Below are 23,377 nucleotides of genomic sequence, written 5' to 3'. Positions count from 1 at the left end.
GTGCTCAAGTTCGAGGAGCAGCGCGACAAGATGCTCGCCCGCGAAGCCAAGAAGCTCGAACTGGCCCGCGTCTAGCCCGCACAACGACCAACGCCCGCCCTCCGTGCTTCGGAGGGCGGGCGTTGTCGTCGGTGCGGCTACTTGGTCGGCAGGGTGCCGTCGGTGCTGCCGACGTCGGTGATCTTCCAGTCCTGACCCGCGTCGACGGTGATGTTGTAGGTGACCGTATTGCGCAGGCCGTCGGGGTTCTGGGCGTTGGTGGTGCTCACGTCGACGAAGGCGGCGACCTTGTAGACCTCGCCCTCGTGCGACATCACCTTGGCGGTGATCGGCGTCGCGGAGGAGGTCCACTTCAGCGGGATGATGATCTGCTCGAGCTTGGCGCCGGTGGCGTCGAACTTGGCCGACAGCTCCGGCGAGGTGCCCGCCTTCAGCTCGGCCACCCAGGCGTTGACGTCCTGGTAGTTCAGCGTCGCCGAGCCGACGGCGTAGTCCAGGGCGATCTGCTCGGCCTTGGCATTGTCGGCGTCCTCGGCCTTCAGGTCGGAGAGATCGGAACGCGCCGAGCCGAGCAGCACGCCGAGCACGAGGGCGATGATCGCGAGGACGGCGATCACGGCGCCGCCGATCAGCGTCGAGACCTGCACCGCGACCGTGCCCTTGCCCGGCTGGGCAGGCGGGGTCTTGGTCAGGTCGGTGGCGTCGTCAGCGGGTTCGGCCATGGGTGGTTTCTCCGATTACGTGGGGACAGCGCACCGCCGGAGGCGACGATGCCAGCAGTGACAGGTTACTGAGCCGTAGCGGGGTCGGCGGGCAGCCGCGGCCGAATGCTGTCGCGTTGGTCACACCTGCCGGTCCGGCGAGCCGGTCACAATGCTGTTACCACGCGAAACAGGTAATGGGCGATATCGATCACATTCGGCGTGAATCGGTCGGCGCCGAGCGCTCACCGGCATGCCTGTGATAGGTCGCACCAGGGTGTTTTTCGGTCGCGACCTCGGGTGATGAGACAATGGCGAGCGTGACTACGACGATGCCCCAGGTGACAACGGCACTGCGGATCGGGCCCTACCCGGTCGATCCGCCGGTCGTGCTCGCCCCCATGGCGGGCATCACCAACCGCGCGTTCCGCACATTGTGCCGCGAGTTCGGCAGCTCGACGTCGATCTACGTGTGCGAGATGATCACCGCCCGCGCGGTGGTCGAGCGCAACGAGAAGACGCTGCACATGATGTCGTTCGACGCCGACGAGAACCCGCGCTCGATGCAGCTCTACGGCGTCGATCCGAAGACCCTCGGCGAGGCGGTGCGGATCATCGTCGGCGAGGGCATGGCCGATCACATCGACCTCAATCTGGGCTGCCCGGTCCGCAAGGTCACCCGGCTCGGCGGCGGCTCGGCGCTGCCGTACAAGCGCAGGCTGTTCGCCAACATCGTGCGGGAGATGGTCAAGGCCGCCGAACCGGCGGGTGTCCCGGTGACCTTCAAGTTCCGCATCGGCATCGACGACGACCACCAGACCTACCTGGACACCGGTCGCATCGCCGAGGCCGAGGGCGCGGCCGCCGTGGCGCTGCACGCCCGCACCGCGGCCCAGCTGTACTCCGGCGCGGCCGACTGGTCGGCCATCGCCCGGCTCAAGGAAGCCGTCACCACCATCCCCGTGCTCGGCAACGGCGACATCTTCTCCGCCGACGACGCGCTGCGGATGATGGACGAGACCGGCTGCGACGGCGTCGTCGTCGGCCGCGGCTGCCTCGGCCGCCCGTGGCTGTTCGCCGAACTCAGCGCCGCGCTGCGCGGCGAGCCCATCCCCGAGGGCCCCGTGCTCGGGCGTGTCGGCGAGATCCTGCTGCGGCACGCGACCCTGCTCACCGAGCACGACGGTGAGGACAAGGCGATGCGCGACATCCGCAAGCACATGGCCTGGTACCTGATGGGCTTCCCGGTCGGCTCGCAGCTGCGCCGCAGCTTCGCCACCGTCTCCCGGCTGACTCAGCTCGAGGACCTGATCGGTCAGCTCGACCCGTCCGCCCCCTTCCCCACCGACGCTCTCGGCCCGCGCGGCCGCCAGGGCTCGCCGCAGGCCAAGGTCGCCCTCCCCGACGGCTGGCTCGACGATCCCGAGGACGACACCGTTCCCTCGGCAGCCGATGTGATGCACAGCGGCGGCTGATTCCGGCCAGGTCAGACCGCCATTGTCATCGGTGCGCAACGAGTTCGCCTTCGATTCGTTTGCGCACAGGAGTGGCTACTCGTGGCGGAATCGTTATCATTGCGGACATCGTTCGGCTGCGGTACGAATCGGAGCCGTCGGTGACGCGCATGTTGCGGCAGATTGAAGAAGTGAGGTTCGTTGGTGGGTGACGATCGGCGCGGGCGTACGCCCCGGCCCGGAAGTCGCGCCCCCTGGGAGCGCTATCCGACGGCCGAACCCACCGAGCAGCCGGACACCGGCGCGCGACGGTCCAGGCACGCGGACGCGGCGCAGGACCCCGGTGCGGCACCGCTGACGGTGCAGGACCTCGTCGACCGCGTCGACAGCGAACGCACCAGGCGCGGCAGGCGCCCCGCCCCCGACACCGACGCGGGTTCGCGTGCGGGCCGCCGGGCCCGCGACCAGGCGCCGCGTCCCACCCAGCGTCCCGACATCACCGCGCGCACCGACAGCTCGTCCGTAGTCGACGACATCGCCGGCACACCGCATCGCGCCGAATCCCCCGCCGACCGCACCGCGACCACCGCGCTGCCCGCCCAGGCGCCCGACCCGGGCCGTGGCGGACGCAAGCCCGCCGCCCCGCGCCGCGCCCACGATCCGATCGGCGACCCGGCCACCGACATCCTGCCCGCGATCACCGCCGAGCCGCCGCAGCGCGCGAGGCCGATCAAGGCCACGGCCGCCGCACCGCCACGGCATCCCTCGGCCGACGGCCGCCGCGGCAAGCAGGCGCGGATGGCGGGCCGGGTGGCGTGCACCTTCTTCGCGGTGCTCGCGCTGGTCGTCACCGGTGGCGGCTGGAGCTACCTGCAAGCCACCGACAACAGCTTCACCCAGGTCTCGGCGCTCGACGGCACCACCGAGGACGTGCTCGACGGCGACATGCAGCTCGGTGACGAGAACTACCTGATCGTCGGCACCGACACCAGGGCGGGCGTCAACGCCGACCTCGGCGCGGGCACCACCGACGACGCCGAAGGCGCGCGCGCCGACACGGTCATGCTGGTGCACATCCCGAAGAACCGTTCGCGCGTCGTCGTTGTCTCTTTTCCCCGCGACCTCGATGTCACCCGGCCGCAGTGCGCGGGCTGGGACAACGAGAAGGCCGCCTATACCGACCAGAAGTTTCCCCTGGCGATGGGCGACAAGCTCAATGCCGTCTACGCGCTCGGTGGCCCCCGCTGCCTGGTCGACGTGGTGCGAAAGATGTCGGGCCTGAGCATCGGCCACTTCATCGGCATCGACTTCGCCGGATTCCAGGCGATGGTCGACCGGGTCGACGGCGTCGAGGTCTGCTCCACCAAGCCGATCATCGACGGCGTGCTCGGCACGGTCCTGGAAACCTCGGGCAAGCAGCGCATAAACGGTGAGACCGCACTCAACTATGTGCGCGCCCGACACGTCATCGGTGAGGAGCGCAGCGACTACGACCGGATCCACCGGCAACAGCAGTTCCTGGCGGCCCTGCTCCGTGGGGCGTTGTCGAGCAAGGTGCTGCTCGACCCGGGCAAGTTGCAGGGTTTCGTCGAGGCGTTCGGGCAGCACACCTTCGTCGACGGCGTCGGCACCCAGGACCTGATCCTGCTCGGCCGATCGCTGCAGAAAGTCAATGCCGGTGCGGTGACGTTCATTACCGCACCGACCGCAGGGACCACGGCGTACGGCAACGAGATTCCGCGCGAGTCCGATATCAGGGCGATCTTCCGCGCGATCATCGACGACCAGCCGCTGCCCGGTGAGGAGACCGCCCCGCCGGTCACCAGCTCGGCCGAAGCACCGCCGACGCAGGCGCCCAAGGTGCATGCCGTCAGTCCGGGATCGGTGTCGATTCGGGTTTCCAACGGAACCGGCCGCACCGGCGTCGCGCAGCAGGCCGCCAACAAGCTCAGCACGATGGGATTCGGGATCTACAGCGTCGGCAACTACCCCGACGGCAGCGAGTCGACGGTGGTGCACTACTCGATGGGCAACGAAGCGGCGGCCGCGACTGTCGCCAGTTCGATCCCCGGCGCGGTCATCGAACGCGACGACAACCTGGACGGGATCGTCGAGGTCATCCTGGGTTCGAGCTTCGCGGGACAGGTCCGCACCCCCACTGCGGTCGGTACCGAGATCCCCAACGTGGGGACCGGCAAAGCGATCGCGGCGGCACCTGTCGCCCTCCCGTCCGACCTCGAACACATGAACGCCGCCGACACCAGCTGCGATTGATCGACCACCCGGGCTGAGCTGGCATGACACTGCCACGCGGCATTCACCCGGTGTTGGGTGACAGCGCCGGGGGTACCCACTAGGGTCTGCAATCATGCGTGTCATCTACAACGAGCAAATGGCGGATCTCGCCAACCTCCTGGGCGAGATGGCCGGTCTCGCTGGCCAGGCGATGGAACAGGCCACCCAGTCCCTGCTGCAAGCCGACCTCACCCTGGCCGAGCAGGTCATCGGTGAGCAGGATCGGATCTCGGTGATGATCTCCGAGGCCGAGGAGAAGGCCTTCGCCCTGCTCGCGCTGCAGGCCCCCGTCGCGGGCGACCTGCGCCAGGTGGTGAGCGCCATCCAGATCGTCGGTGACGTCAACCGGATGGGCGCGCTGGCACTGCACGTCGCCAAGGTGACCCGCCGCCGCCACCCCAACCACGCGCTGCCCGAGTCGGTCAACGGCTACTTCGCCGAGATGGGCCGCATCGCGGTCAACATGGGTGCGGGCGCCAAGGAGGTCCTCGAGACCCGCGATCCCGAGCGTGCCGCCCAGCTCAACCAGGACGACGAGGCGATGGACGACCTCCACCGCCACCTGTTCACCCTGCTGATGGACCGCGAGTGGAAGTACGGCGTCGCCTCGGCCGTCGACGTCACCCTGCTGGGCCGCTACTACGAGCGCTTCGCCGACCACGCCGTCGAGATCGGCCGCCGGGTGATCTTCCTCGTCACCGGCGTCCTCCCGGGCGACGACGAAGTCGAAAGCTAGGGAACACCAACGGAAAAGCCCCCGCACTCCTTCCAGGAGGCGGGGGCTTTCTCGTTGCTCTTAACCGAAGCGGCCGGAGATGTAGTCCTCCGTGGCGCGCTGGGTGGGGTTGGAGAAGATCTTCTCGGTGTCGTCGATCTCGATCAGCTTGCCGGGCTTGCCCTGGGCCTCGAGATTGAAGAAACCGGTCTGGTCACTCACGCGCGCGGCCTGCTGCATGTTGTGGGTGACGATGACGATGGTGAATTCCTTCTTCAGCTCGGTGATCAGGTCCTCGATCGCCAGGGTGGAGATCGGGTCCAGCGCCGAACAGGGCTCGTCCATCAGCAGCACGTCGGGCGAGACCGCGATCGCGCGGGCGATGCACAGACGCTGCTGCTGACCACCGGAGAGGCCGCCGCCCGGCTTGTCGAGCCGGTCCTTGACCTCGTTCCAGAGGTTGGCGCCCTTGAGCGAGCGCTCGGCGACCTCGTCGAGTTCCTTCTTGTTGCGCACGCCCTGCAGCTTCAGGCCGGCCACCACGTTGTCGCGAATGGACATGGTGGGGAACGGGTTCGGGCGCTGGAACACCATGCCGATGGTGCGGCGCACGCCCACCGGGTCGATCGCGGCACCGTAGATGTCCTCGCCGTCGAGCAGCACCGCGCCCTCGACGCGGGCGTTCGGGGTCACCTCGTGCATCCGGTTCAGCGAACGCAGCACGGTGGACTTGCCACAACCGGAGGGACCGATGAAGGCGGTGACGCTGCGGGGCAGCACGGTCAGGTCCACGTCCGACACAGCGTGGAAGGCGCCGTAGTAGATATTGAGATCTTTGACGTCGATCCGCTTGGCCATCTGAGTTATCCGTTCGCTTCTATCGGTTCCGGGTGAGCAGCTTGTTGACGCCGGCAGCGGCCAGGTACAGCGCCGCGATGATCAGGATCAGCGTGAGCGCCGCACCCCAGACCCGCTCGCGACCGGCAGCCTCCGGGTTGGCCAGCTCTTGGTAGATCAACAACGGCAGCGAGGCCATGTTGCCGTCGAAGATGTTCTGGTTGATCGACTTGCTGTAGCCGACCAGCACGAGCACCGGCGCGGTCTCACCCATGACGCGGGCGAGGGCGAGCAGGATGCCCGAGATCATGCCGGGCGCCGCGGTGGGAATGACGATCCGCAGGATGGTCTTCCACTTCGGCACGCCGAGCGCGTAGGACGCCTCGCGCAGCTCGTCGGGCACCAGCTTGAGCATTTCCTCGGTGCTGCGCACGACGACCGGGAGCATCAGCAGGACCAGCGCCAACGAGACGGCGAAGGCGCTCTGCGGCATACCGAAGGTCGCGATCCACAGCGCGAAGATGAACAGCGCGGCGACGATCGATGGCACACCGGCGAGGATGTCGACCATGAAGGTGGTGACCCTGGCGAGCCTGCCGCGACCGTATTCGACCAGGTAGACCGCGGCCATGACGCCGAGCGGCACGGCGATCACCGAGGCGACCGCGGACTGCACGATGGTGCCGTAGATCGCGTGGTAGACACCGCCGCCGGTCTGATCCGGCAGGATGCCCTTCTGCGAGTTGAACCACCAGTCGGCGGACACGATCGCGGTGATGCCCTTGGTGACGACCAGTCCGAGCACCCACACCAGCGGGATCAGCGCGATGACGAAGCACGCGGTGACCAGGCCGGTCGCGATGTTGTTCTTGATCCGCCTGCCGGTGCTGACGTGGCGGAAGGTAGGCGCTTTGACCGGCTTGTCGAGGGTCGTTGTGCTGGTCATCAGCCGTTCACCTTTCCACCGGAGGCCAGGCGGGCCAGCGCGTTGACGACGAAGGTCAGCGCGAACAGGACGAAGCCGGCGGCGATGTAGGCGCCGGTCGGCAGCGGTGCGCTGAACTCCGAGGCGGCGGAAGCGATCTTGGAGGCGAAGGTGTAGCCGCCGTCGAAGAGCGACCAGGATCCGGCCTGGCTCGCGGTGCGCAGCACCACCAGGACGGCGATCGTCTCACCGAGCGCGCGGCCGAGGCCGAGCATCGAACCCGCGATCACACCGCTGCGGCCGTAGGGCAGCACGGTCATCCGCACGACTTCCCACTTGGTGGCGCCGAGCGCCTGCGCGGCCTCGATGTGGGCGCGCGGGGTCAGCGCGAAGACCTCGCGGGCGACGGAGGTGATGATCGGCAGGATCATGACGGCGAGCACGACGCCAGCGGTGAAGATGGTGCCACCGCCGCCGATCGAGACGTTGCCGTCGGAGAAGAGGAAGAACCAGCCCAGCTTGTCGTTGAGGAACTGCTGGACCGGCGCGATCTGCGGCGCGAGCACCAGGAAGCCCCAGAGGCCGAACACGATGGACGGCACCGCGGCGAGCAAGTCGATCAGCATCGTGAACGGCCTGCCGAGCTTCGACGGCGCGTAGTGGGTCAGGAACAGGGCGATCCCGACACCGATCGGCACCGCGACGATGAGCGCGAACACCGAGCTCAGCACCGTGACCATGAACAGGTCACGGATGCCGAAGCGCAGGTTGTTCGCGTCACCGGTCGAGAATTCGGTGCTGGTGAAGAAGTTGACCTCGTCAGCCCGGAGCGAGGGGACCGCGCGGATCAGCAGGAACAACGCGATCAACGCGATGGCAGCGACGATGGTCGCGCCGGCCGCGGTGGCCGTCCAACGGAAGATCGTCTCGGCGTTCAGGCGGCCGGTACGACCCCCGTCAGGGGCCTTGTCGATTTTCGGTTCGGTCGGCATAGTCGCAGTATCTCCGGCCGCCCTCGGGCTCGTCGAATCCGACGAGCCCGCTGCGGTCACCTCAGGGTGCGTGGTCATGGTCTTCGAGCGATCAGGAGATGGCGTTGATCGCGGTGGTCAGCTTGGTCTTGAACGCGTCCGGCAGCGGCACGTAGCCCGCCTCGGCGAGACCGGTCTGGCCGTTGGTGACGGCCGAGGTCAGGAACGCCTTGACGGCCTTGCCGGTCTCGGCGTCGGCGTACTTGGAGCACACGATCTCGTAGGTCGCCATCATGATCGGGTACGAGCCGGCCGCGGTCGGCTTGTAGAACGAGCTGGTGTCGAGGACCAGGTCGTTGCCCTCGCCCTTGACCTTCACGCCGTCGATCGACTTACCGGCCGACTCGGCCGACAGCTTGACCGGGTCCTTGCTCGCGGAGGTGATGATCTGCGCGATCGACAGGTTCTGCGCCTTGGCGAAGGACCACTCGTTGTAGGTGATCGAGTTCTTGGTGCTCTTGATCGCGGCCGAGGTGCCCTCGTTGCCCTTGGCGCCTTCACCGACACCGCCGTTGAAGGTCTTGCCGCCACCCTTGCCCCACGCGCCGTCGGAGGCGGCGTCGAGGTAGAGCTGGAAGTTGTCGGTGGTGCCCGACTCGTCGGAGCGGAAGATCACGGCGATCTTCTCCGACGGCAGCTTGGCGTTGGGGTTGAGCGCCTTGATCTCCGGGGCGTCCCAGGTGGCGACGGAGCCGTTGAACACCTTGGCGGCGGTCGGGCCGTCGAGGACCAGGTCGGTCACGCCGTCGACGTTGTAGGTGATGGCGATCGGGCCGAAGACGGTCGGCAGGTTCCACGCCGGGGCGCCGCAACGCTCCTGCGCCTTGGCGGGCTCTTCCTTCTTCGAGCTCAGCGCCGAGTCGGAGCCACCGAAGTCGGTCTGGGCGCCGATGAACTCGTTCACACCCGCGCCGGAGCCGCTGGAGGTGTAGTTCAGGGTGAAGCCGTCGCAGTTGGTCTCGTAGGCGGCGACGAAACGCTCCATAGCGTTCTTCTGCGAGGAAGCACCGGACGCCTTCAGCGCCTTCTTGCCACCGCAGGCGACGCTGCTGTTGGCGGCGTTGCCGGTGTCGCCACCGGTGTTGTCATCGCTGCCACAGGCGGCCAGGGTCATGGCGCCCACGGCGAAAACACCGACCAGGGCACTGGTGCGCTTGAAGTTCACTTTTCCTCCGACATTGCTGACGACTCGCTCGGTCCCTCACCGGCCCGGGCGAGTTGGGAGGTGCGGATCGCGGGGGAACGCGCGCACCAGGCGACGACTGTGCCGCCCAGAAGTAACCTAGGGTCGCCCGGTTGACAGTGAGCCGGACGTGGGTTAACGGAGAATGAACACCCCGGCGCGAATAGGGCTACGATTGTGACGTTTGCCCCAGTTTTACTCACACGTACCCGGTCATCCGCGCAATATTCAGCGGCGCAGAAGAATTCACCCGCGGTGTGAGGTGTCTCGCAGCCGTCAGGGCAGCGCGTAGGCGACGTCGATGTGCGCCGGGGCGAACCCGAGTTCGGTGTAGGTGTGCACGGCGGCGTGGTTGTCGGCTTCGGTGTAGAGCAACACCTCGGCCAGCCCCTCGGCGCGCAGGTACCGCAGTCCGGCCAGGGTCAGCAGCCTGCCGAGGCCACGGCCCTGCGCGGACGGATCGATGCCGACCACGTAGACCTCGCCCGCCGGCGCGGCGTCGGGATGCGCCTTGGTCCAGTGGAATCCGAGCAGGCGCGCCGGATCGGCGGCGTCGAAGGCCAGGAACAAGCCGGCCGGATCGAACCAGGATTCGGCGCGCCTGGCCGCGATGTCGCGTTCGGTCCAGCCGCCCTGCTCGGGGTGCCAGGAGAATGCGGCGTTGTTGACCCGCAACAGTTCGGCGTCGTCGGCGAGGCCTTCGTAGGTGCGCAGGACGAGATCATCCGGCACCACCAGTTCCGGTAGCTCCGGGGTTGCCAGCGATCGGCGCATCTGCCACAGCTCCCGCGCTGTGACGAGCCCGATGCCGGCCGCGACCGCCTTGGCCGCGGGCAGGTCACCGTGCGCCCACACCCGCGCGCCGGGTCCGCCTTCGGTCAGCGCGGCGCGCGCGAGCTCGGCGCCGACGCCGTCGCCGCGCGCGGACGGGTCGACAGCGACCTCCGCCATCGCGGGGTGTTCGTCATGTGCCGCAACGAGATTCGCGTAGCCGACGAGTTCGCCCGCGCGTTCGGCGAGCAGATGTCTTGTCGCCGGGTCGGCCTCGGCGAGGGAGAGTACCGCCTGTTCGGAGACCGGCGCGACACCGTCGGCCGCCTTCGCCCTGGCGAGCAGGTCGCGCACCAGCGTCGCGGTCGCCGGATCGATCCGGTCGGTCCAGGTCAGGGTTGCTGTCTGCGACATCGCCGTCCTCCTCGCTGTGCGCGGCTGGCCGACGACCACGCCGCGCCGTACCGTCCTGGCGCTGCTCGGCGCGCGCTACTGCGCGCTGCCGTTGAGCGGGGCCAGCGAGTCGTCGCCGTCGACGTCCTCGTCGTGGAAACTCACCACGTCACCCTTGGTGGCGGGCGTCCTCGCCGGGCGGACCGCCTTGTAGCCGACATTGCGCACGGTGCCGATCAGCGACTCGTACTCGCTGCCGAGCTTGGCGCGCAGGCGCCGCACGTGCACGTCGACGGTGCGGGTGCCGCCGAAGAAGTCGTAGCCCCACACCTCCTGCAGCAGCTGGGCGCGGGTGAACACCCGGCCCGCGTGCTGGGCGAGGTACTTGAGCAGCTCGAATTCCTTGTAGGTGAGGTCGAGCGGGCGCCCGCGCAGCCGCGCGGTGTAGGTGCCCTCGTCGATCACCAGCTCACCCAGGGTGATCTTGCCCGTGTTCTCCGGGCTGGCCACACCACCGTTGCGGCCGACCAGCAGCCGCAGCCGCGCGTCCAGCTCGGCGGGGCCGGTGCCCGGCAGCAGGATGTCGTCCAGGCCCCAGTCCGCGTTGACCGCCACCAGGCCGCCCTCGGTCAGCACCGCGACGACCGGCACCGAGGAGCCGGTGCTGCCGAGCAGCCTGCACAGACCGCGCGCGGCGGCCAGATCGGTTCTGGCGTCGACCAGCGCGACATCGGCGCTGCCCGCCTCCAGCAGGGACGACACCTCGGTCGGCGCGGGCCGCACGTTGTGCGCCAGTAGCGACAACGACGGCAGCACCGCATCGGGGTTGGGGTCGGAGGTCAGTAGGAGCAGCTCCACCGGGCTCTCCTCCTATCTCGTGGCTCCGCGGACGACAGCAGCCGCGTAGCTACGTCGCCGAAACACAGGTCAGTCGATTGCAACATTAGCCCCTGAAGGCTGATGACCTCGCACCATGGGCCGAGTCGCGGTGTCTCTGTCGCCATCCATCCCACTTCTGACCTGACCGGAGGGTGCGACGGAGAAGTGCCAGGGCGCCCGCCGCTAGGGTGAGGAGCATGCGCAAGCTGATCATCGGGCTGCTGTGCCTGGCCGGGGTGGCGGTGGTGATCGATTTCGGCGCCGCCGCCTACACGGAGTACCACGTATCACGGCAACTGCGTGCCGGAGCCGACTTGTCGGCCGACCCAGAAGTGACCATCAAGGGCTTCCCGTTCCTCGCCCAGGCGATGTCGGGCCGCTACGACGACGTGCTGATCCGCGCCCGCAGCATGCGCCCCGACATCCCCGGCGAGATCGCACTGGAGGCCAATCTCTACGGCCTGCACGCCTCGGCGAGTCAGTTGGTCGACGGCACCGCGCGCACCGCGCAGGTCGACCGCGTCGAAGCCAAGATGGCGATCGAGCCGACCGAGCTGGGTCGCCTGTTCGGCATCCCCGACCTGCAGGTACTCGGCCCGCCCGCCGACAAGTCCGACGGCACCGGCGGTTCCGGCGGTTCCGGGCTGACCACCGCGGGCGCCCATGTCCTCAAGGGCTCCCTCCCGGTCGCGCCCAACGGCCGCGTGCTCGGGCCCGGCGTCGTCCCGACGAGCACCGCGACCAAGGTCGAGGTGCAGGTCGAAGCCGATCTGCTGCTCGACGGCGACAAGATCAGGATCCAGGCCACCCGCTTCTACACCGACCGCACCTCGACCGCCGATACCCCGACCTCGACCACCAAGTCCGAGATCCTCGACGTCGATCGACCGGCAGTGCTCGAGCGCTTCAGCCGTACGATCGATACCAAGGAACTGCCGTTCGGCATCGCCCCCACCGAAGTGGAGGCCAAAGGCGGCCAGATCATCGTCTACGGTGTCGGCCGCTCCCTGACCATCGACCTGGACCGATTGCAGCAACCATGATCGAACTCGTCATCCTCGCCGCCGTGGTGCTGGCCGCCGTCGCGGTCGGCCTGCTGCTGCGGCGCAACCAGGGCCGCGTCCGCCCGGCCACCCTCGACCCCGAGACCGCCCAGCGCGCCCGCCTGCTCGACGCGGCGGGCGTCACCGGCGCCACCCCCGCGGTGCTGCACTTCTCGGCCGACTGGTGCGGCCCCTGCGACGCGGTCCGCCGGGTCGTCGCCGGCGTCACGGCCGACCTGTCCGAATCCCCGAACGCACCGCGCGACATCGAGGTCGACATCGACGCCGACCCCGCGCTGGCAAGGGAACTCAACGTCCTCTCGCTGCCGACGACCTTCGTCTTCGACGCCGAGGGCAAGGAGCGTTTCCGCATCTCCGGCGTGCCGAAGGCGGGCGATCTGCGCACCGCGCTCGAACCGCTGACAGTGTGATCTAGCCCCCTGTTACGGGGGCCCGGGACATTTCCCGGGACGACCGGGTAAACTGCTTCTCGTGCAATCCGACCACGAGCTGATGCTCACCCGACGCCGCACAGTTGATCTGTGTCGGCTCGGTGGTTGTTGCTGCCTGTGCCGCTGAACGGTCGGCATCTCTGAACGAGATTCCTGACGCCGACCTATGTCCGCCGCGCGAGTGATCGTCTCGATCCCCGGCGAACTGGCAGATCCGAAGTCAACAGACTCATCTTCAGCGCAGGAGTTCGCACAATGACCATTTCCCTTGATTCCCCACCGCGCGTCGACGTCCGCGGGCCACGTTTCGTGGCCTGGGTGACGACCGGCGTGCTGGTTCTGGTGCTCGTCACCGCCGCTTTCTCCACCGTCGCCGCCGCGATCCTGATCGGCCTGCAGGCCGTCGTCTTCGCGATCGGCGCGTCGGGCGGCCCTGCCAAGAACCCTTACGGTCGGACTTACGCGGCGTTCATCGCGCCGCGGCTCGGTCCGCCCACCGAGACCGAGCCCGTGCCGCCGCTGCGTTTCGCGCAGCTGCTCGGCTTCGCGTTCGCCGGTCTGTCCCTGCTGGGCTTCGTGCTCGGCTCCCCGATCGTCGGCGCGGTGTTCGCCGGCTTCGCTCTGTTCGCGGCGTTCTTGAACGCGGCGTTCGGGGTCTGCCTGGGCTGCCAGATCTACCCGCTGGTGGCCCGCTTCCGCCGGTCCACTGCCCCGGCATCGAACTGAACCCCTGCAAGTCATCTCTGAAAGGAACAACATGGCTCGCTCCGATGTCCTGGTCTCCGTTGACTGGGCCGAAGAGAACCTCAACGCCCCCGGCGTGGTCTTCGTCGAGGTCGACGAGGACACCTCCGCCTACGAGGGTGGCCACATCGAAGGCGCCATCCGCCTCGACTGGAAGACCGACCTGCAGGATCAGGTTCGCCGCGACTTCGTGAACCAGGAGCAGTTCTCCGACCTGCTCTCGGCGCGCGGCATCAGCAACGACGACACCGTCGTGCTCTACGGCGGCAACAACAACTGGTTCGCGGCGTACGCCTACTGGTACTTCAAGCTCTACGGCCACAACGACGTCAAGCTGCTCGACGGTGGCCGCAAGAAGTGGGAGCTCGACGGTCGTCCGCTCTCGCGTGACGCGGTCTCGCGCCCGGCCACCCAGTACAAGGCCTCGGCGCCCGACAACTCCATCCGCGCGTTCCGCGACGAGGTCATCGCGGCCATCGGCGCCAAGAACCTGGTCGACGTGCGTTCGCCCGACGAGTTCTCCGGCAAGATCCTGGCTCCCGCGCACCTGCCGCAGGAGCAGAGCCAGCGGGCCGGCCACATCCCGACCGCGATCAACGTGCCGTGGAGCAAGGCGGCCAACGAGGACGGCACCTTCCGTACCGACGCCGAGCTCGCCGAGCTGTACAAGGACGCGGGCCTGGACGGCGAGAAGGAGACCATCGCCTACTGCCGCATCGGCGAGCGTTCCTCGCACACCTGGTTCGTGCTGCAGGAGCTGCTCGGCCACCAGAACGTCAAGAACTACGACGGCAGCTGGACCGAATACGGTTCGCTCGTCGGCGTGCCTATCGAGTTGGGAGCGTAATCAATATGTGTGCAGCACCTACCCAGGGTCAGGCCATCCCGGCCGGTGTCGACGTGGAGAAGGAGACGGTCATCACGGGCCGCGTCCTGAGCGCCGACGGTCAGCCGGTGGGCGGCGCGTTCGTGCGTCTGCTCGACGGCAACGGTGATTTCACCGCCGAGGTCGTCGCCTCCGGCACCGGTGATTTCCGCTTCTTCGCCGCGCCGGGTTCGTGGACCCTGCGCGCGCTGTCCTCGTCGGGCAACGGCTCGGCCTCGGTCACCCCCGAGGGCGCGGGCATCCACTCGGTGGACGTCGCGGTCGCGAAGTAAGAACCTCACAACGGCCCTGGTAGTTCCTGTGCGGGAACTACCAGGGCCGTTTTCGTGTCCACTCACCGGACTCGCTAGACTCCGATTCGTGGTCCTCTTCTTCGAGATTCTCCTTGTCGCCGTGTCGATCCTCATCGGCTGGTTCGGCCTGTACGTCTTCTACCGGCTCTTCACCGAGTCATGAGCGGGCTCGCGAGCGAAGGTTCCGATCCGGCCGAGCGAGCGAGCAACAAGCAAGACGCTCCGGCCGAGCGTCGCAGCGGTGACGAGGCAGTCAACGTCGCCGCCGAACGGGCCAAGGAGACCGGTGTCAGGAACATCGCGGTCCTGGCAGGTCTTCCCCTGCCTACCGACACCGCGAACCTGCGCGAAGGTCCCGACCTGAACCACGACATGCTGGCGCTGCTGCCGCTGGTCGGCGTGTGGCGCGGTGAGGGCGAAGGCAATCATTCCGCCGACGGCGACTACCGCTTCGGCCAGCAGATCGTCGTCTCGCACGACGGCGGCGATTACCTGGTCTGGGAATCGCAGACCTGGAAGCTCGACTCCGAGGGCAACTACGAGCGCCCCGATCTGCGTGAGAGCGGCTTCTGGCGCGTCGGCACCGAGGGTGACGACGAGATGCTCGAGCTCCTGCTCACCCACAGCAACGGCATCGTCGAGCTGTTCTACGGCACCGCCCGCACCCAATCCTCCTGGGAACTGGCCACCGACGTGGTGATCCGCAGCCAGTCCGGCGCGGTCGTCGGAGGCGCCAAGCGCCTCTACGGCATCGTCGAAGGCGGCGACCTGGCCTACGTCGAGGAACGAGTGGACGCCGACGGCGCCCTCGAACCCCGCCTCTCGGCCCGCTTGCAGCGCTATATCGGCTGACAGACGCACCGAAGGCCCCGCGCTGCTGCGCGGGGCCTTCGACGTTCTCCGGAGAAATGGAGCGACCCCCGAGCCGTTTCGCTGCGTTCGCTGAACGCGGCGGTCCCGGTTGGATCGTCCGGGGGCTCGGGGGTCGGGTGACTGCCTGGGATTCGCTCAGCGCACCGCTGGGGAATCTCCCGCAGTGGTGCTGCTAGCGGGCAGCCACCTCACGCATCCGATGAACATACATTCCTCAGATCACCTCCTCTCTTGTGTACTGATGAATCTATCGGCACGTCGTGAGCTCGGCAATTGATTTTCTCGTCGCGCTGACCTGGACGAATGCAGGTCAATGCGCCGGGTGGGTGAGCTGGCAGGTGCCGGTGGCGTCGACGGTGACGATGGTGTCGGCGCGGTGGTCCGCCGGGAGCTGATGGGTGACGACGACGACCGTGCGGTCCGGGTCGACCAGGCCGCTGTCGGTATCGAGGAGATCCCGGAGCAGTTGTTCGCCTTCGGCGGCGGCCAGGTGCTCGGTGGGCTCGTCGAGCAGCAGGGTGGTGGCTGGGGCGACGAGTGCGCGAGCGAGGAGGATGCGTCTGCGCTGTCCGCCTGATACCGCGGCCGCGCCTGCGGTCAGCCCCGTGTGGATGCCGTCGGGCAAGGAGTCCAGCCAGGGGCCGAGTCCAACTGTGTGCAGCGCCGTTTCGGCGTCTTCGACCGTGAGGTCACCGCGCGCGACGCGCAGGTTCTCCAGGATCGAGGTGCCGAACAGGTGTGCGTCCTCGGCGAAGAAAGTTATCCCGTCGCGAGGCGCGTCGAACAGACCCGCCCAGGACATGAGCAGGGTCGTCTTGCCCGCACCGCTGGGTCCGACGACGACGATTCGGCGCCCCTCGGGCAGCGGGATACGCGGCAACCGGTATTCCGCGCCGGCGAGCTTTTCGGCGGAGCCCCCGCCTACCCCGGCTACCCCGCCGGTCGCGCGGGTGCCGATCGACTGTGCAGTCGCGCCGGGCTCACCGGTCGCGGCAGTCGCCCCGGTGCGGCCAGACTCTCCGGTGCCGCCGGTCTCGCCGGTGCCACCTCTGTCGAAGGTCTCGCCGGACTCGGCGGCGCGGAGACGGTGCAGGGCGGCGCGAGACGTCGTCAGAGTCGTCGCTGCGGCGGGGAGGGCGCCGACGGCTTCGAAGGCCGACAGCGGGACCAACACGAGGATGGTGAGGGCCATCGGGGTCATGCCGCCGGGCAGTCCGCCCGTCGGTCCGTAGGCGGCGATGCCGACCAGCAGGGCGCCCAGCGCGCTGACGCCGATGGACAGCGGGGTCGCCGCGGCGGCCCAGGCGCTGTGCGAGGCGGCGGTGTCCTCGGCTTTCACCGCGCGCCGGGTCGCCTTGTCCGCCTGGGCGAGTGCCGCGTCGAGCTTGCCCGCGACGCGCAGTTCGGCGGCATGGTCGAGCACGGTGACCGCCTCCGCCGTGAACTCTGCACGGTCAGCGCGCACCGCCTGCTCGGCTTCCCGCGCTGCCACTCCCGACAGCCACGGCGCCAACATCCCCGAAACCGCCAGGGCAACAGCCAGAATCACCGCCGCGGGCACCGAGATGAACGCGATCAGCCCGACCGCCGCGAGTGACAGGATCACCGCGACCGCGACCGGAACGAGCACCCGGACCACCACCGCACCGAGATCATCGATATCGGCGCCGATCCGCACGAGCAGATCACCACGCCGCATCTCCCGCAGGTCACCACCCCCGCGTTCCGGTACGTCCGGACCTTCGGACTGGGAACGATCCGCCGAAGTCCCCTGCCACCACCAGATATCCGAATGCGCCAGCGTGCGATACACCGTCGTCCGCGCCGTGGTCATCGCCCGCAGCGCCACATCGTGGGTGGCCAGCCGCTCCAGATACCGGCACAGTCCCCGCGAGATGCCCAGCGCCCGCACCGCGACCACCGCCACGCTGAGATAGAGCACCGGCGGCATCTGCCAGGCCCGCGCGATCAACCACGCCGCCAGCGCGGCCAACCCGAGCCCACTACCGAGCGCCGCCACACCCCAGGCGATCGCCACCACGACCCGCCACGGCGACAACGCCAGCAGTTGCCGCATCTCCCGCAGGTCCTGCCGCAACGACCCATCACCGGAACCGCCACGCTCGAGCCCGACTTCGGTCATGACACCGCCACCCCCTGCACGCCATCCGCGACGCCGTAGCTTCGAGATTCCGCGCCATCGCTGTTCGTCTGTGTGCCGGAGCCACGGTTGGCAGAAGTGCCGCCGATACCGAAGCTGGTGTCCGGGAACGCATCAGCCGAGGCGGCTCGAGCAGTAGGTGTCGGCCGGTCGGGATCGTCGTCGCCGGGGCAGTCGGTGGCGGGTGCGCTGCTACCGACTACCTGGACGACGACGTCCGCTGCGGCCAGGACTGTCGGGCGGTGGCCGACGACGACAACGGTCGCGCCTGCGACCGCGAGGGCGCGCAGAGTGGTCAGCACGTGCTGCTCGCTCTGCGAGTCGAGGTGGGCGGTGGGTTCGTCGAGCAAGAGAACGGGGCGGCGGGCGGCCAGCACCCTGGTGAGGGCGAGGCGCTGTCGCTGGCCCAGTGACAGGCCGATGCCGCCCTGGCCGACAATCGTGTCCCAGCGGGACGGCAGTTCGTTCAGCACGGCGTCGAAACCTGTTGCGGTGCTGATCTCGTCGAGGTCCGCGGCGGTGGCGTGTGCGCCGAGCAGTTCGACATTCTCGCGCAGTGTTCCCGGGACCAGCACCGGTCGCTGCGGCAGCCAGGCGATGCGGGCCCACCAGCTGTCCGGGTCGAGCTCGCGGACATCGGTACCGTCGACGAGGACAGCACCGGCATCGGGCGCAACCAGGCCGAGAATCGCTTGCAGCGCGGTCGATTTCCCGCATCCGTTCGGCCCGGTCAGCACTGTCACCGCCCCGGGGGCGAGCTCGGCGGTCAGACGATCGGGCGCGTTCCCGGATCGGGCCGCAATCGTCAACCCACACAGCATGATTCCCGAACCAGCCCGACCCCGAAGGTCGCCGATCTCCGCAGCCCGCCGGCTCGCATCGGACCCGACCCGGTGCGCAGAGTCGGCAGACTCATGCGCGACCGGAACGACACCATCAGCCGCCCCCTGCTCATGGGGGCGCCGAGTGGCCGCATGAATCGCACCCTGCTCATGGGTGCCCCGGACGCCACCGCGTGCCGCGCTCTGGTCGCGGGCAGCCGACGTGCCATCACCGACGAAATCCCCCGCCTCCAGCACCGCGAAAGCCTTGTCCCCCGCCGCCATTCCATCCTGCGCCGCATGGAACTTCTCCCCCACCTGCCGCAGCGGCCAGTACACCTCCGGCGCGAGAATCAACGCGACCAGCCCGGCGTACAAACTCATCTCCCCGTACACCAACCGCAAGCCGATGGTGACGGCGATCAGCGCGACACTCAAGGTCGCCAGCGACTCCAGCACCATCGAGGACAGGAACGCGATCCGCAGCGCTCGCATAGTTCGCTGCCGCAGCGAATCACCCAGTGCCTCGACCTGATTCACCATGCTCGGCCCGTCGGCCCCTTCACGGCCGAGGGCACGCAAGGTCGGCATGCCCGCGAACAGGTCGAGGAGCTGGTCGGACAGGCGGGTGGTCGCGGCGAGGGTCGCTTCGGCGCGGCCCTGGGTGAGCAGGCCGATGAGCACCATGAACAGCGGGATCAACGGCACCGTGATGATCGCGATCAGCGCCGAGGTCGGATCGTGGAAGGCGATGACCACCAACACGATCGGCGGCACCAGGCAGGCCAGCAGCAGGGCGGGCAGGTAACCGGTGAACCAGGCGCGCAGGCCGCTCAGTCCGTTGCCGACCACGACCGCGATCTCGGTCCGGCGCGCGTCGAGTTCGCGCGGCGGCAGTTCCGCGCCCGCCCGCAGCACCGCCGATTCGAGCTCGGCGACAACGGTGGCACCGGCTCGGTGGGCCAGCCGCGCCTGCCACCAGCTCGCCGCCGCGCGCACCGCCACGGCGACGGAAAGCCCGATCAATTCCGTTGTCCACGCGCTGAACTCGCGCTTGCCGGGGTCGGTGATGACCCCGGCGAGCACCCGGCCGAGCAGGACAGCGATCACCACGATCGTGGCCGTGATCACCAGCGCGAGCAGCACCGACACCACCAGGTGTGGCCGGGCCGAGCGGGCGTACCGCAGCAGGCGAGGATCGACGGGGCGGCGCTTGGCAGTCCGCGCACCGTCCTCTGACGTGTTCGCGGATGCGGATCCGGCACCGGTCTGCCGATCGACCGACCTGTTCTGCGACCTGCCCGCCCGTGCCATGACTCAGTCCTTGCTGGTCAGCGGCAACCCGGTCGGCGCCGGAATCTGCTCGACGGTCAGCCGCTGCCGGAACACCCAGTACGTCCAGCCCTGGTAGACCAGCACGACCGGCGTGGCCAGCAGGGCGGCCCAGCTCATCACCTTCAGCGTGTACGGCGTCGAGGACGCGTTGTAGATGTTCAGGTCGTAGAGCGGGCTGATGGTCGACGGCAGCACGTTCGGGTACATCGAGCCGACGATGAGCACGGTCGCCGAGATGACCGTCAGCGTGGTGCCGACGAAGGCCCAGCCGTCGCGGCCCGCCGCGTTCGCCGCCCCGGCGAGCACGAGGCCGAGCACGGCCGTCACCAGCACCGCCCAGGTCCAGCCCGCGCCGTAGGCGAGCTGGGTCCACACGCCGAAGCCGCCGACGATCACCGCGGTCGGCACCAGCAGCAGCCGGACGATGCGCTGCGCGTCGGTACGGACCTCGCCGCCGGTCTTGAGCACCAGGAACACCGCGCCGTGCAGGGCGAACAGGACGCCGGTCGTCAGGCCGCCGAGCAGGGCGTAGGGGCTGAGCAGATCCCACACCGAGCCGACGATCTGGCGATCGGAGTTCAGCGGCACCCCGCGCACCAGGTTCGCGAACACCCAGCCCCAGGCCAGCGCCGGGATCCAGGAGCCGATCCCGATGCCGATATCGCACCAGGCCCGCCATTTCGGATCGTTGATCTTGGCGCGGTATTCGATCGCGCAGATCCGCAGGATCAGCGCGACCAGCAACAGCAACAGCGCCAGATAGAACCCGGAGAACATGCTCGCGTACCACTCGGGGAACGCCGCGAACATCGCGCCGCCCGCGGTGATCAGCCAGACCTCGTTGGCGTCCCACACCGGGCCGATGGTGTTGAGCACCACGCGCCTGCGGGTATCGGAGCCCTTGCCGAGGATCGGCATCAGCATGCCGACCCCGAAATCGAAGCCCTCCAGCACGAAGTAGCCGGTGAACAGCACGCCGATCAGTACGAACCAGAACTGCTGCAGATCCATCACCGGCTCCTAGTAAGCGAAGGAAAGTTGTTCGACGGCAGGCTCTTCCGGTTTGTGATGCCTGCCGGTGTCCGGTCCGTCGGGGCCCTCACCGGGGGTGAGCGGCGTCGGTTCGTCCGGCCCGGCGACGGTGTACCGGCGGATCAGGTAGAACCACACCACCGCCAGCACGCCGTAGAGCAGCGTGAACACCACGAGGGAGAACACGACCGTCGCGGGGGCGTGGTCGGAGACCGCCTGCTGCACCGTCATCCGGATGTTCGGGTCACCGGTCGGGTTGGGCACGACCGCCCATGGCTGGCGGCCCATCTCGGTGAACACCCAGCCCGCGGCGTTGGCCAGGAACGGGGTGGGGATCGCGAGCAGGCTCAACCAGGAGAACCAGCGCTGGTCGGGCACCCTGCCCCCGCGGGTCACCCAGAATCCGGCGAGCAGCAGCAGCACCGAGCCCGCGGCAAGGCCGATCATGGCGCGGAAGGACCAGTAGGTGACGAACAGGTTCGGCCGGTAGTCGCCGGGCCCGTACTTGACGTTGTAGGTCTGCTGGAGATCGACGACGCCGTCGAGGGTCACGTCGGTGAACTTGCCCTCGGCCAGGTACGGCAGCACGTAGGGCACTTCGAGCACGTGGGTGACGCTGTCGCAGTTGTTGTGCGTGCCGACGGTGAGAATCGAGAAGTCGGGGTCGGTCTGGGTGTGGCACAGCGATTCCGCCGAGGCCATCTTCATCGGCTGCTGCTCGAACATCAGCTTGCCCTGGATGTCACCGGTGAAGATCACCGCGACGCCGGCCAGGGCCACCACCACCAGCGAGGCCCGCCCCACCGGCCGCCACATGACGCGCGCGTCCTCGAGTTTGGCCGGGTCGCCGCTGCGCGCGTTGCGCACCATCCACCAGCCGGCGATGCCGGCGACGAAGGTGCCCGCGGTGAGGAACGCCCCCGCGACGACGTGCGGGAACGCGGCCAGCGTCGTGTTGTTGGTGAGCAGCGCCCAGATGCTTTCCAGCTCAGCGCGTTCGGTCTCGGGGTTGTAGCGCGCGCCGACCGGATGCTGCATGAACGAGTTCGCGGCGACGATGAAGTAGGCCGACGCGTTCACACCGAAGGCCACGATCCAGATGGTCGCCAGGTGCACGAGTTTCGGCAGCCGGGTCCAGCCGAAGATCCACAGGCCGATGAACGTCGACTCCATGAAGAACGCGATGAGCGCTTCCAGTGCCAGCGGCGCGCCGAAGATGTCGCCGATGAAGCGGGAGTACTCGCTCCAGTTCATCCCGAACTGGAATTCCTGCACGATGCCGGTGGCGACGCCGATGGCGAAGTTGATCAGGAACAGCTTGCCGAAGAATTTGGTGAGCCGGTACCAGTGTTCCTTGCCGGTGATCACCCAGGCGGTCTGCATCATGGCGATCAGCGGCGCCAGACCGATTGTCAGCGGTACGAAGATGAAGTGATAGACGGTGGTGATACCGAATTGCCACCGGGAGACGTCCACAATGTCCATCCGACCCTCCAGCTTCTACTACGACAAGTTGTAGTAGATCGTACGCCTGGATCTCCCCCTGGTGAGCGTGACAACCGCCACGACACGCCGAAAGGTTACTGCGCGAAGGGGATCTACGCGGCCCGACCGGGGATTCCCGGCGCCGCGGGGGCACGCCCACCCGTGCCCCGGACACGACTCACCAGTCGCCGATGGTCCCCGGCCGTTCGACCCCCAGATTCACCATGTCGATGATCTCCTGCGCGTTGTCCGGCGCCGACATGCGCACACCGTCGAGCTGATTCACCCGCGCGGCCAGCGTGATGCTCGACAGCAGCCAGATGCTGTCGCAGTCGAACAGGTCGGCGGTGAACAGCGACTGGTACTTGCACTCCCAGCCCTGCTTCTCCGCCACCGCGAACAGCGAACGCTGCGTTACCCCTGGCAGCACTCCGCTCTTCGCGGGCGGGGTGATGAGCTGCTTGTCGCGCGCGATCACGACGGTCGAGCGCGGGCCCTCGAGCACCCGGTGCTCGGTGCTGTGGAAGATCACGTCCTCGGCGCCCATCCGCCGCGCGAACCGCAGTGCGGCCATATTGGTCGCGTAGGAGAGGGTCTTCGCGCCGAGCAGTTGCCACGGCGCCGCCTGCGCGAGGTCGACCGAGATGCCGCGCGCCAGCGACATCACCTTCACGCCTTCGGCACGGGCCGTCGCGACCCGAGCCGGTACCGGGGAGACGAGCACGTACGCGGTGGGCTTCGGTTCGGTCGGGGTCAGTCCCGCCGGAGCGTCGTATTCCGAATCGCGGCCGCGGGTGTAGATCAGCCGCAGCATGCCTTCCTCTTCCGAACCCCACTCCTTGCACGCCAGCTCGACCGCGGCGCGCCATTTCGACAGCCCCGGCTCCGGCAGCTCGAGCGCCTGCGCGGACCGGCGCAGCCTGGCCAGGTGGAATTCCAGCGCGGTCGCCGTGCCGTCGCGGACCAAAATCGTTTCGAAGACACCGTCGCCGCGCAGTGCGCCGATGTCGTCGGCATAAAGCGACGGCGCGTTCGCATCAGCCACCCCGCCGTCGAGTGTCACAAGTA

21 protein-coding genes are annotated in these 23,377 nt (G+C 68.3%); 9 read left to right on the top strand and 12 right to left on the bottom strand.

Annotated features, from left to right (window positions below):
• Positions 1 to 137: 137 nt before the first annotated feature.
• Positions 138 to 722 carry a hypothetical protein gene (locus ACFWF2_RS27460; protein WP_379310338.1) on the bottom strand — a complete coding sequence of 195 codons (585 nt, stop codon included), beginning with the start codon at positions 720 to 722 and terminating at the stop codon, positions 138 to 140.
• 290 nt (positions 723 to 1,012) lie between these two features.
• Here ACFWF2_RS27460 and dusB point away from each other — a divergent pair, with 290 nt between their 5' ends.
• The 3 genes from dusB (at position 1,013) to phoU (ending at position 5,186) form a co-directional block, all read left to right on the top strand.
• Positions 1,013 to 2,176, top strand: a complete 1,164-nt coding sequence (gene dusB, locus ACFWF2_RS27455) for a tRNA dihydrouridine synthase DusB (protein WP_379310337.1) — start codon at positions 1,013 to 1,015, stop codon at positions 2,174 to 2,176.
• A gap of 183 nt (positions 2,177 to 2,359) precedes the next feature.
• Positions 2,360 to 4,429, top strand: a complete 2,070-nt coding sequence (locus tag ACFWF2_RS27450) for an LCP family protein (protein ID WP_379310336.1) — start codon at positions 2,360 to 2,362, stop codon at positions 4,427 to 4,429.
• A gap of 94 nt (positions 4,430 to 4,523) precedes the next feature.
• Positions 4,524 to 5,186 (top strand): phosphate signaling complex protein PhoU, encoded by a 663-nt coding sequence (gene phoU / locus ACFWF2_RS27445; RefSeq protein ID WP_379310335.1) that lies wholly within the window; start codon positions 4,524 to 4,526, stop codon positions 5,184 to 5,186.
• Positions 5,187 to 5,246: 60 nt separating this feature from the next.
• On the opposite strand, the gene pstB is transcribed toward phoU, so the two are convergent.
• From pstB to ACFWF2_RS27415, 6 genes are all read right to left on the bottom strand, one after another.
• Positions 5,247 to 6,023 (bottom strand): phosphate ABC transporter ATP-binding protein PstB, encoded by a 777-nt coding sequence (gene pstB, locus ACFWF2_RS27440; RefSeq protein WP_379038492.1) that lies wholly within the window; start codon positions 6,021 to 6,023, stop codon positions 5,247 to 5,249.
• Between the two features lie 19 nt (positions 6,024 to 6,042).
• The gene (gene pstA / locus ACFWF2_RS27435; protein WP_379310334.1) at positions 6,043 to 6,948 is read right to left on the bottom strand and encodes a phosphate ABC transporter permease PstA; all 906 of its coding nucleotides are present in this window, start codon (positions 6,946 to 6,948) and stop codon (positions 6,043 to 6,045) included.
• Positions 6,948 to 7,919, bottom strand: a complete 972-nt coding sequence (gene pstC / locus ACFWF2_RS27430; protein ID WP_379038490.1) for a phosphate ABC transporter permease subunit PstC — start codon at positions 7,917 to 7,919, stop codon at positions 6,948 to 6,950. Before pstC ends, pstA begins: the two co-directional genes overlap by 1 nt.
• 91 nt (positions 7,920 to 8,010) lie before the next feature.
• The gene (gene pstS, locus ACFWF2_RS27425; RefSeq protein ID WP_379310333.1) at positions 8,011 to 9,123 is read right to left on the bottom strand and encodes a phosphate ABC transporter substrate-binding protein PstS; all 1,113 of its coding nucleotides are present in this window, start codon (positions 9,121 to 9,123) and stop codon (positions 8,011 to 8,013) included.
• A gap of 294 nt (positions 9,124 to 9,417) precedes the next feature.
• Positions 9,418 to 10,326: a mycothiol synthase gene (gene mshD / locus ACFWF2_RS27420; protein WP_379310332.1), complete on the bottom strand. Its 909-nt coding sequence runs from the start codon at positions 10,324 to 10,326 to the stop codon at positions 9,418 to 9,420.
• A gap of 75 nt (positions 10,327 to 10,401) precedes the next feature.
• Complete coding sequence (locus ACFWF2_RS27415; protein WP_379310331.1) at positions 10,402 to 11,163, bottom strand: winged-helix domain-containing protein; 762 nt, start codon at positions 11,161 to 11,163, stop codon at positions 10,402 to 10,404.
• A 218-nt stretch (positions 11,164 to 11,381) separates the two neighbouring features.
• On the opposite strand from ACFWF2_RS27415, the gene ACFWF2_RS27410 reads away from it, so the two are divergent.
• The 6 genes from ACFWF2_RS27410 to ACFWF2_RS27385 all read left to right on the top strand — a co-directional run bounded on the left by ACFWF2_RS27410 (position 11,382) and on the right by ACFWF2_RS27385 (position 15,454).
• Positions 11,382 to 12,227: an LmeA family phospholipid-binding protein gene (locus ACFWF2_RS27410; RefSeq protein ID WP_379310330.1), complete on the top strand. Its 846-nt coding sequence runs from the start codon at positions 11,382 to 11,384 to the stop codon at positions 12,225 to 12,227.
• Complete coding sequence (locus ACFWF2_RS27405) at positions 12,224 to 12,658, top strand: thioredoxin family protein (RefSeq protein ID WP_379310329.1); 435 nt, start codon at positions 12,224 to 12,226, stop codon at positions 12,656 to 12,658. Before ACFWF2_RS27410 ends, ACFWF2_RS27405 begins: the two co-directional genes overlap by 4 nt.
• Positions 12,659 to 12,934: 276 nt before the next feature.
• Entirely contained in the window at positions 12,935 to 13,405 is a 471-nt protein-coding gene (locus tag ACFWF2_RS27400) for a DUF4395 domain-containing protein (protein ID WP_379310328.1), read from the top strand.
• Positions 13,406 to 13,436: 31 nt separating this feature from the next.
• Entirely contained in the window at positions 13,437 to 14,270 is an 834-nt protein-coding gene (locus tag ACFWF2_RS27395) for a sulfurtransferase (protein ID WP_379310327.1), read from the top strand.
• Positions 14,271 to 14,275: 5 nt separating this feature from the next.
• A complete protein-coding gene (locus ACFWF2_RS27390) occupies positions 14,276 to 14,581 on the top strand; it encodes a DUF1416 domain-containing protein (RefSeq protein ID WP_189030076.1) in 306 nt (101 codons plus the stop codon).
• A gap of 180 nt (positions 14,582 to 14,761) precedes the next feature.
• Positions 14,762 to 15,454, top strand: a complete 693-nt coding sequence (locus tag ACFWF2_RS27385; RefSeq protein ID WP_379310326.1) for an FABP family protein — start codon at positions 14,762 to 14,764, stop codon at positions 15,452 to 15,454.
• A gap of 331 nt (positions 15,455 to 15,785) precedes the next feature.
• Here the strand turns inward: ACFWF2_RS27385 and cydC are convergent, their stop codons facing one another.
• From cydC to ACFWF2_RS27360, 5 genes are all read right to left on the bottom strand, one after another.
• Positions 15,786 to 17,618: a thiol reductant ABC exporter subunit CydC gene (gene cydC / locus ACFWF2_RS27380; protein ID WP_379310324.1), complete on the bottom strand. Its 1,833-nt coding sequence runs from the start codon at positions 17,616 to 17,618 to the stop codon at positions 15,786 to 15,788.
• Positions 17,615 to 19,771 (bottom strand): thiol reductant ABC exporter subunit CydD, encoded by a 2,157-nt coding sequence (gene cydD / locus ACFWF2_RS27375; RefSeq protein WP_379310323.1) that lies wholly within the window; start codon positions 19,769 to 19,771, stop codon positions 17,615 to 17,617. Before cydD ends, cydC begins: the two co-directional genes overlap by 4 nt.
• Positions 19,772 to 19,774: 3 nt before the next feature.
• On the bottom strand, positions 19,775 to 20,803 hold the full coding sequence (gene cydB / locus ACFWF2_RS27370; protein WP_379310322.1) for a cytochrome d ubiquinol oxidase subunit II: 1,029 nt from the start codon (positions 20,801 to 20,803) through the stop codon (positions 19,775 to 19,777).
• Between the two features lie 9 nt (positions 20,804 to 20,812).
• Positions 20,813 to 22,309 (bottom strand): cytochrome ubiquinol oxidase subunit I, encoded by a 1,497-nt coding sequence (locus tag ACFWF2_RS27365; protein WP_379310321.1) that lies wholly within the window; start codon positions 22,307 to 22,309, stop codon positions 20,813 to 20,815.
• 178 nt (positions 22,310 to 22,487) lie between these two features.
• The coding region (locus tag ACFWF2_RS27360) for an aminodeoxychorismate lyase (protein WP_379310320.1) at positions 22,488 to 23,377 on the bottom strand (890 nt) is incomplete at its 5' end.

Source organism: Nocardia sp. NPDC060259, assembly GCF_042728775.1.
Taxonomy (GTDB): Bacteria; Actinomycetota; Actinomycetes; order Mycobacteriales; family Mycobacteriaceae; genus Nocardia.
Note: the sequence above shows the minus strand (reverse complement) of the source record. Positions and strands in the feature narration are given on the sequence as shown.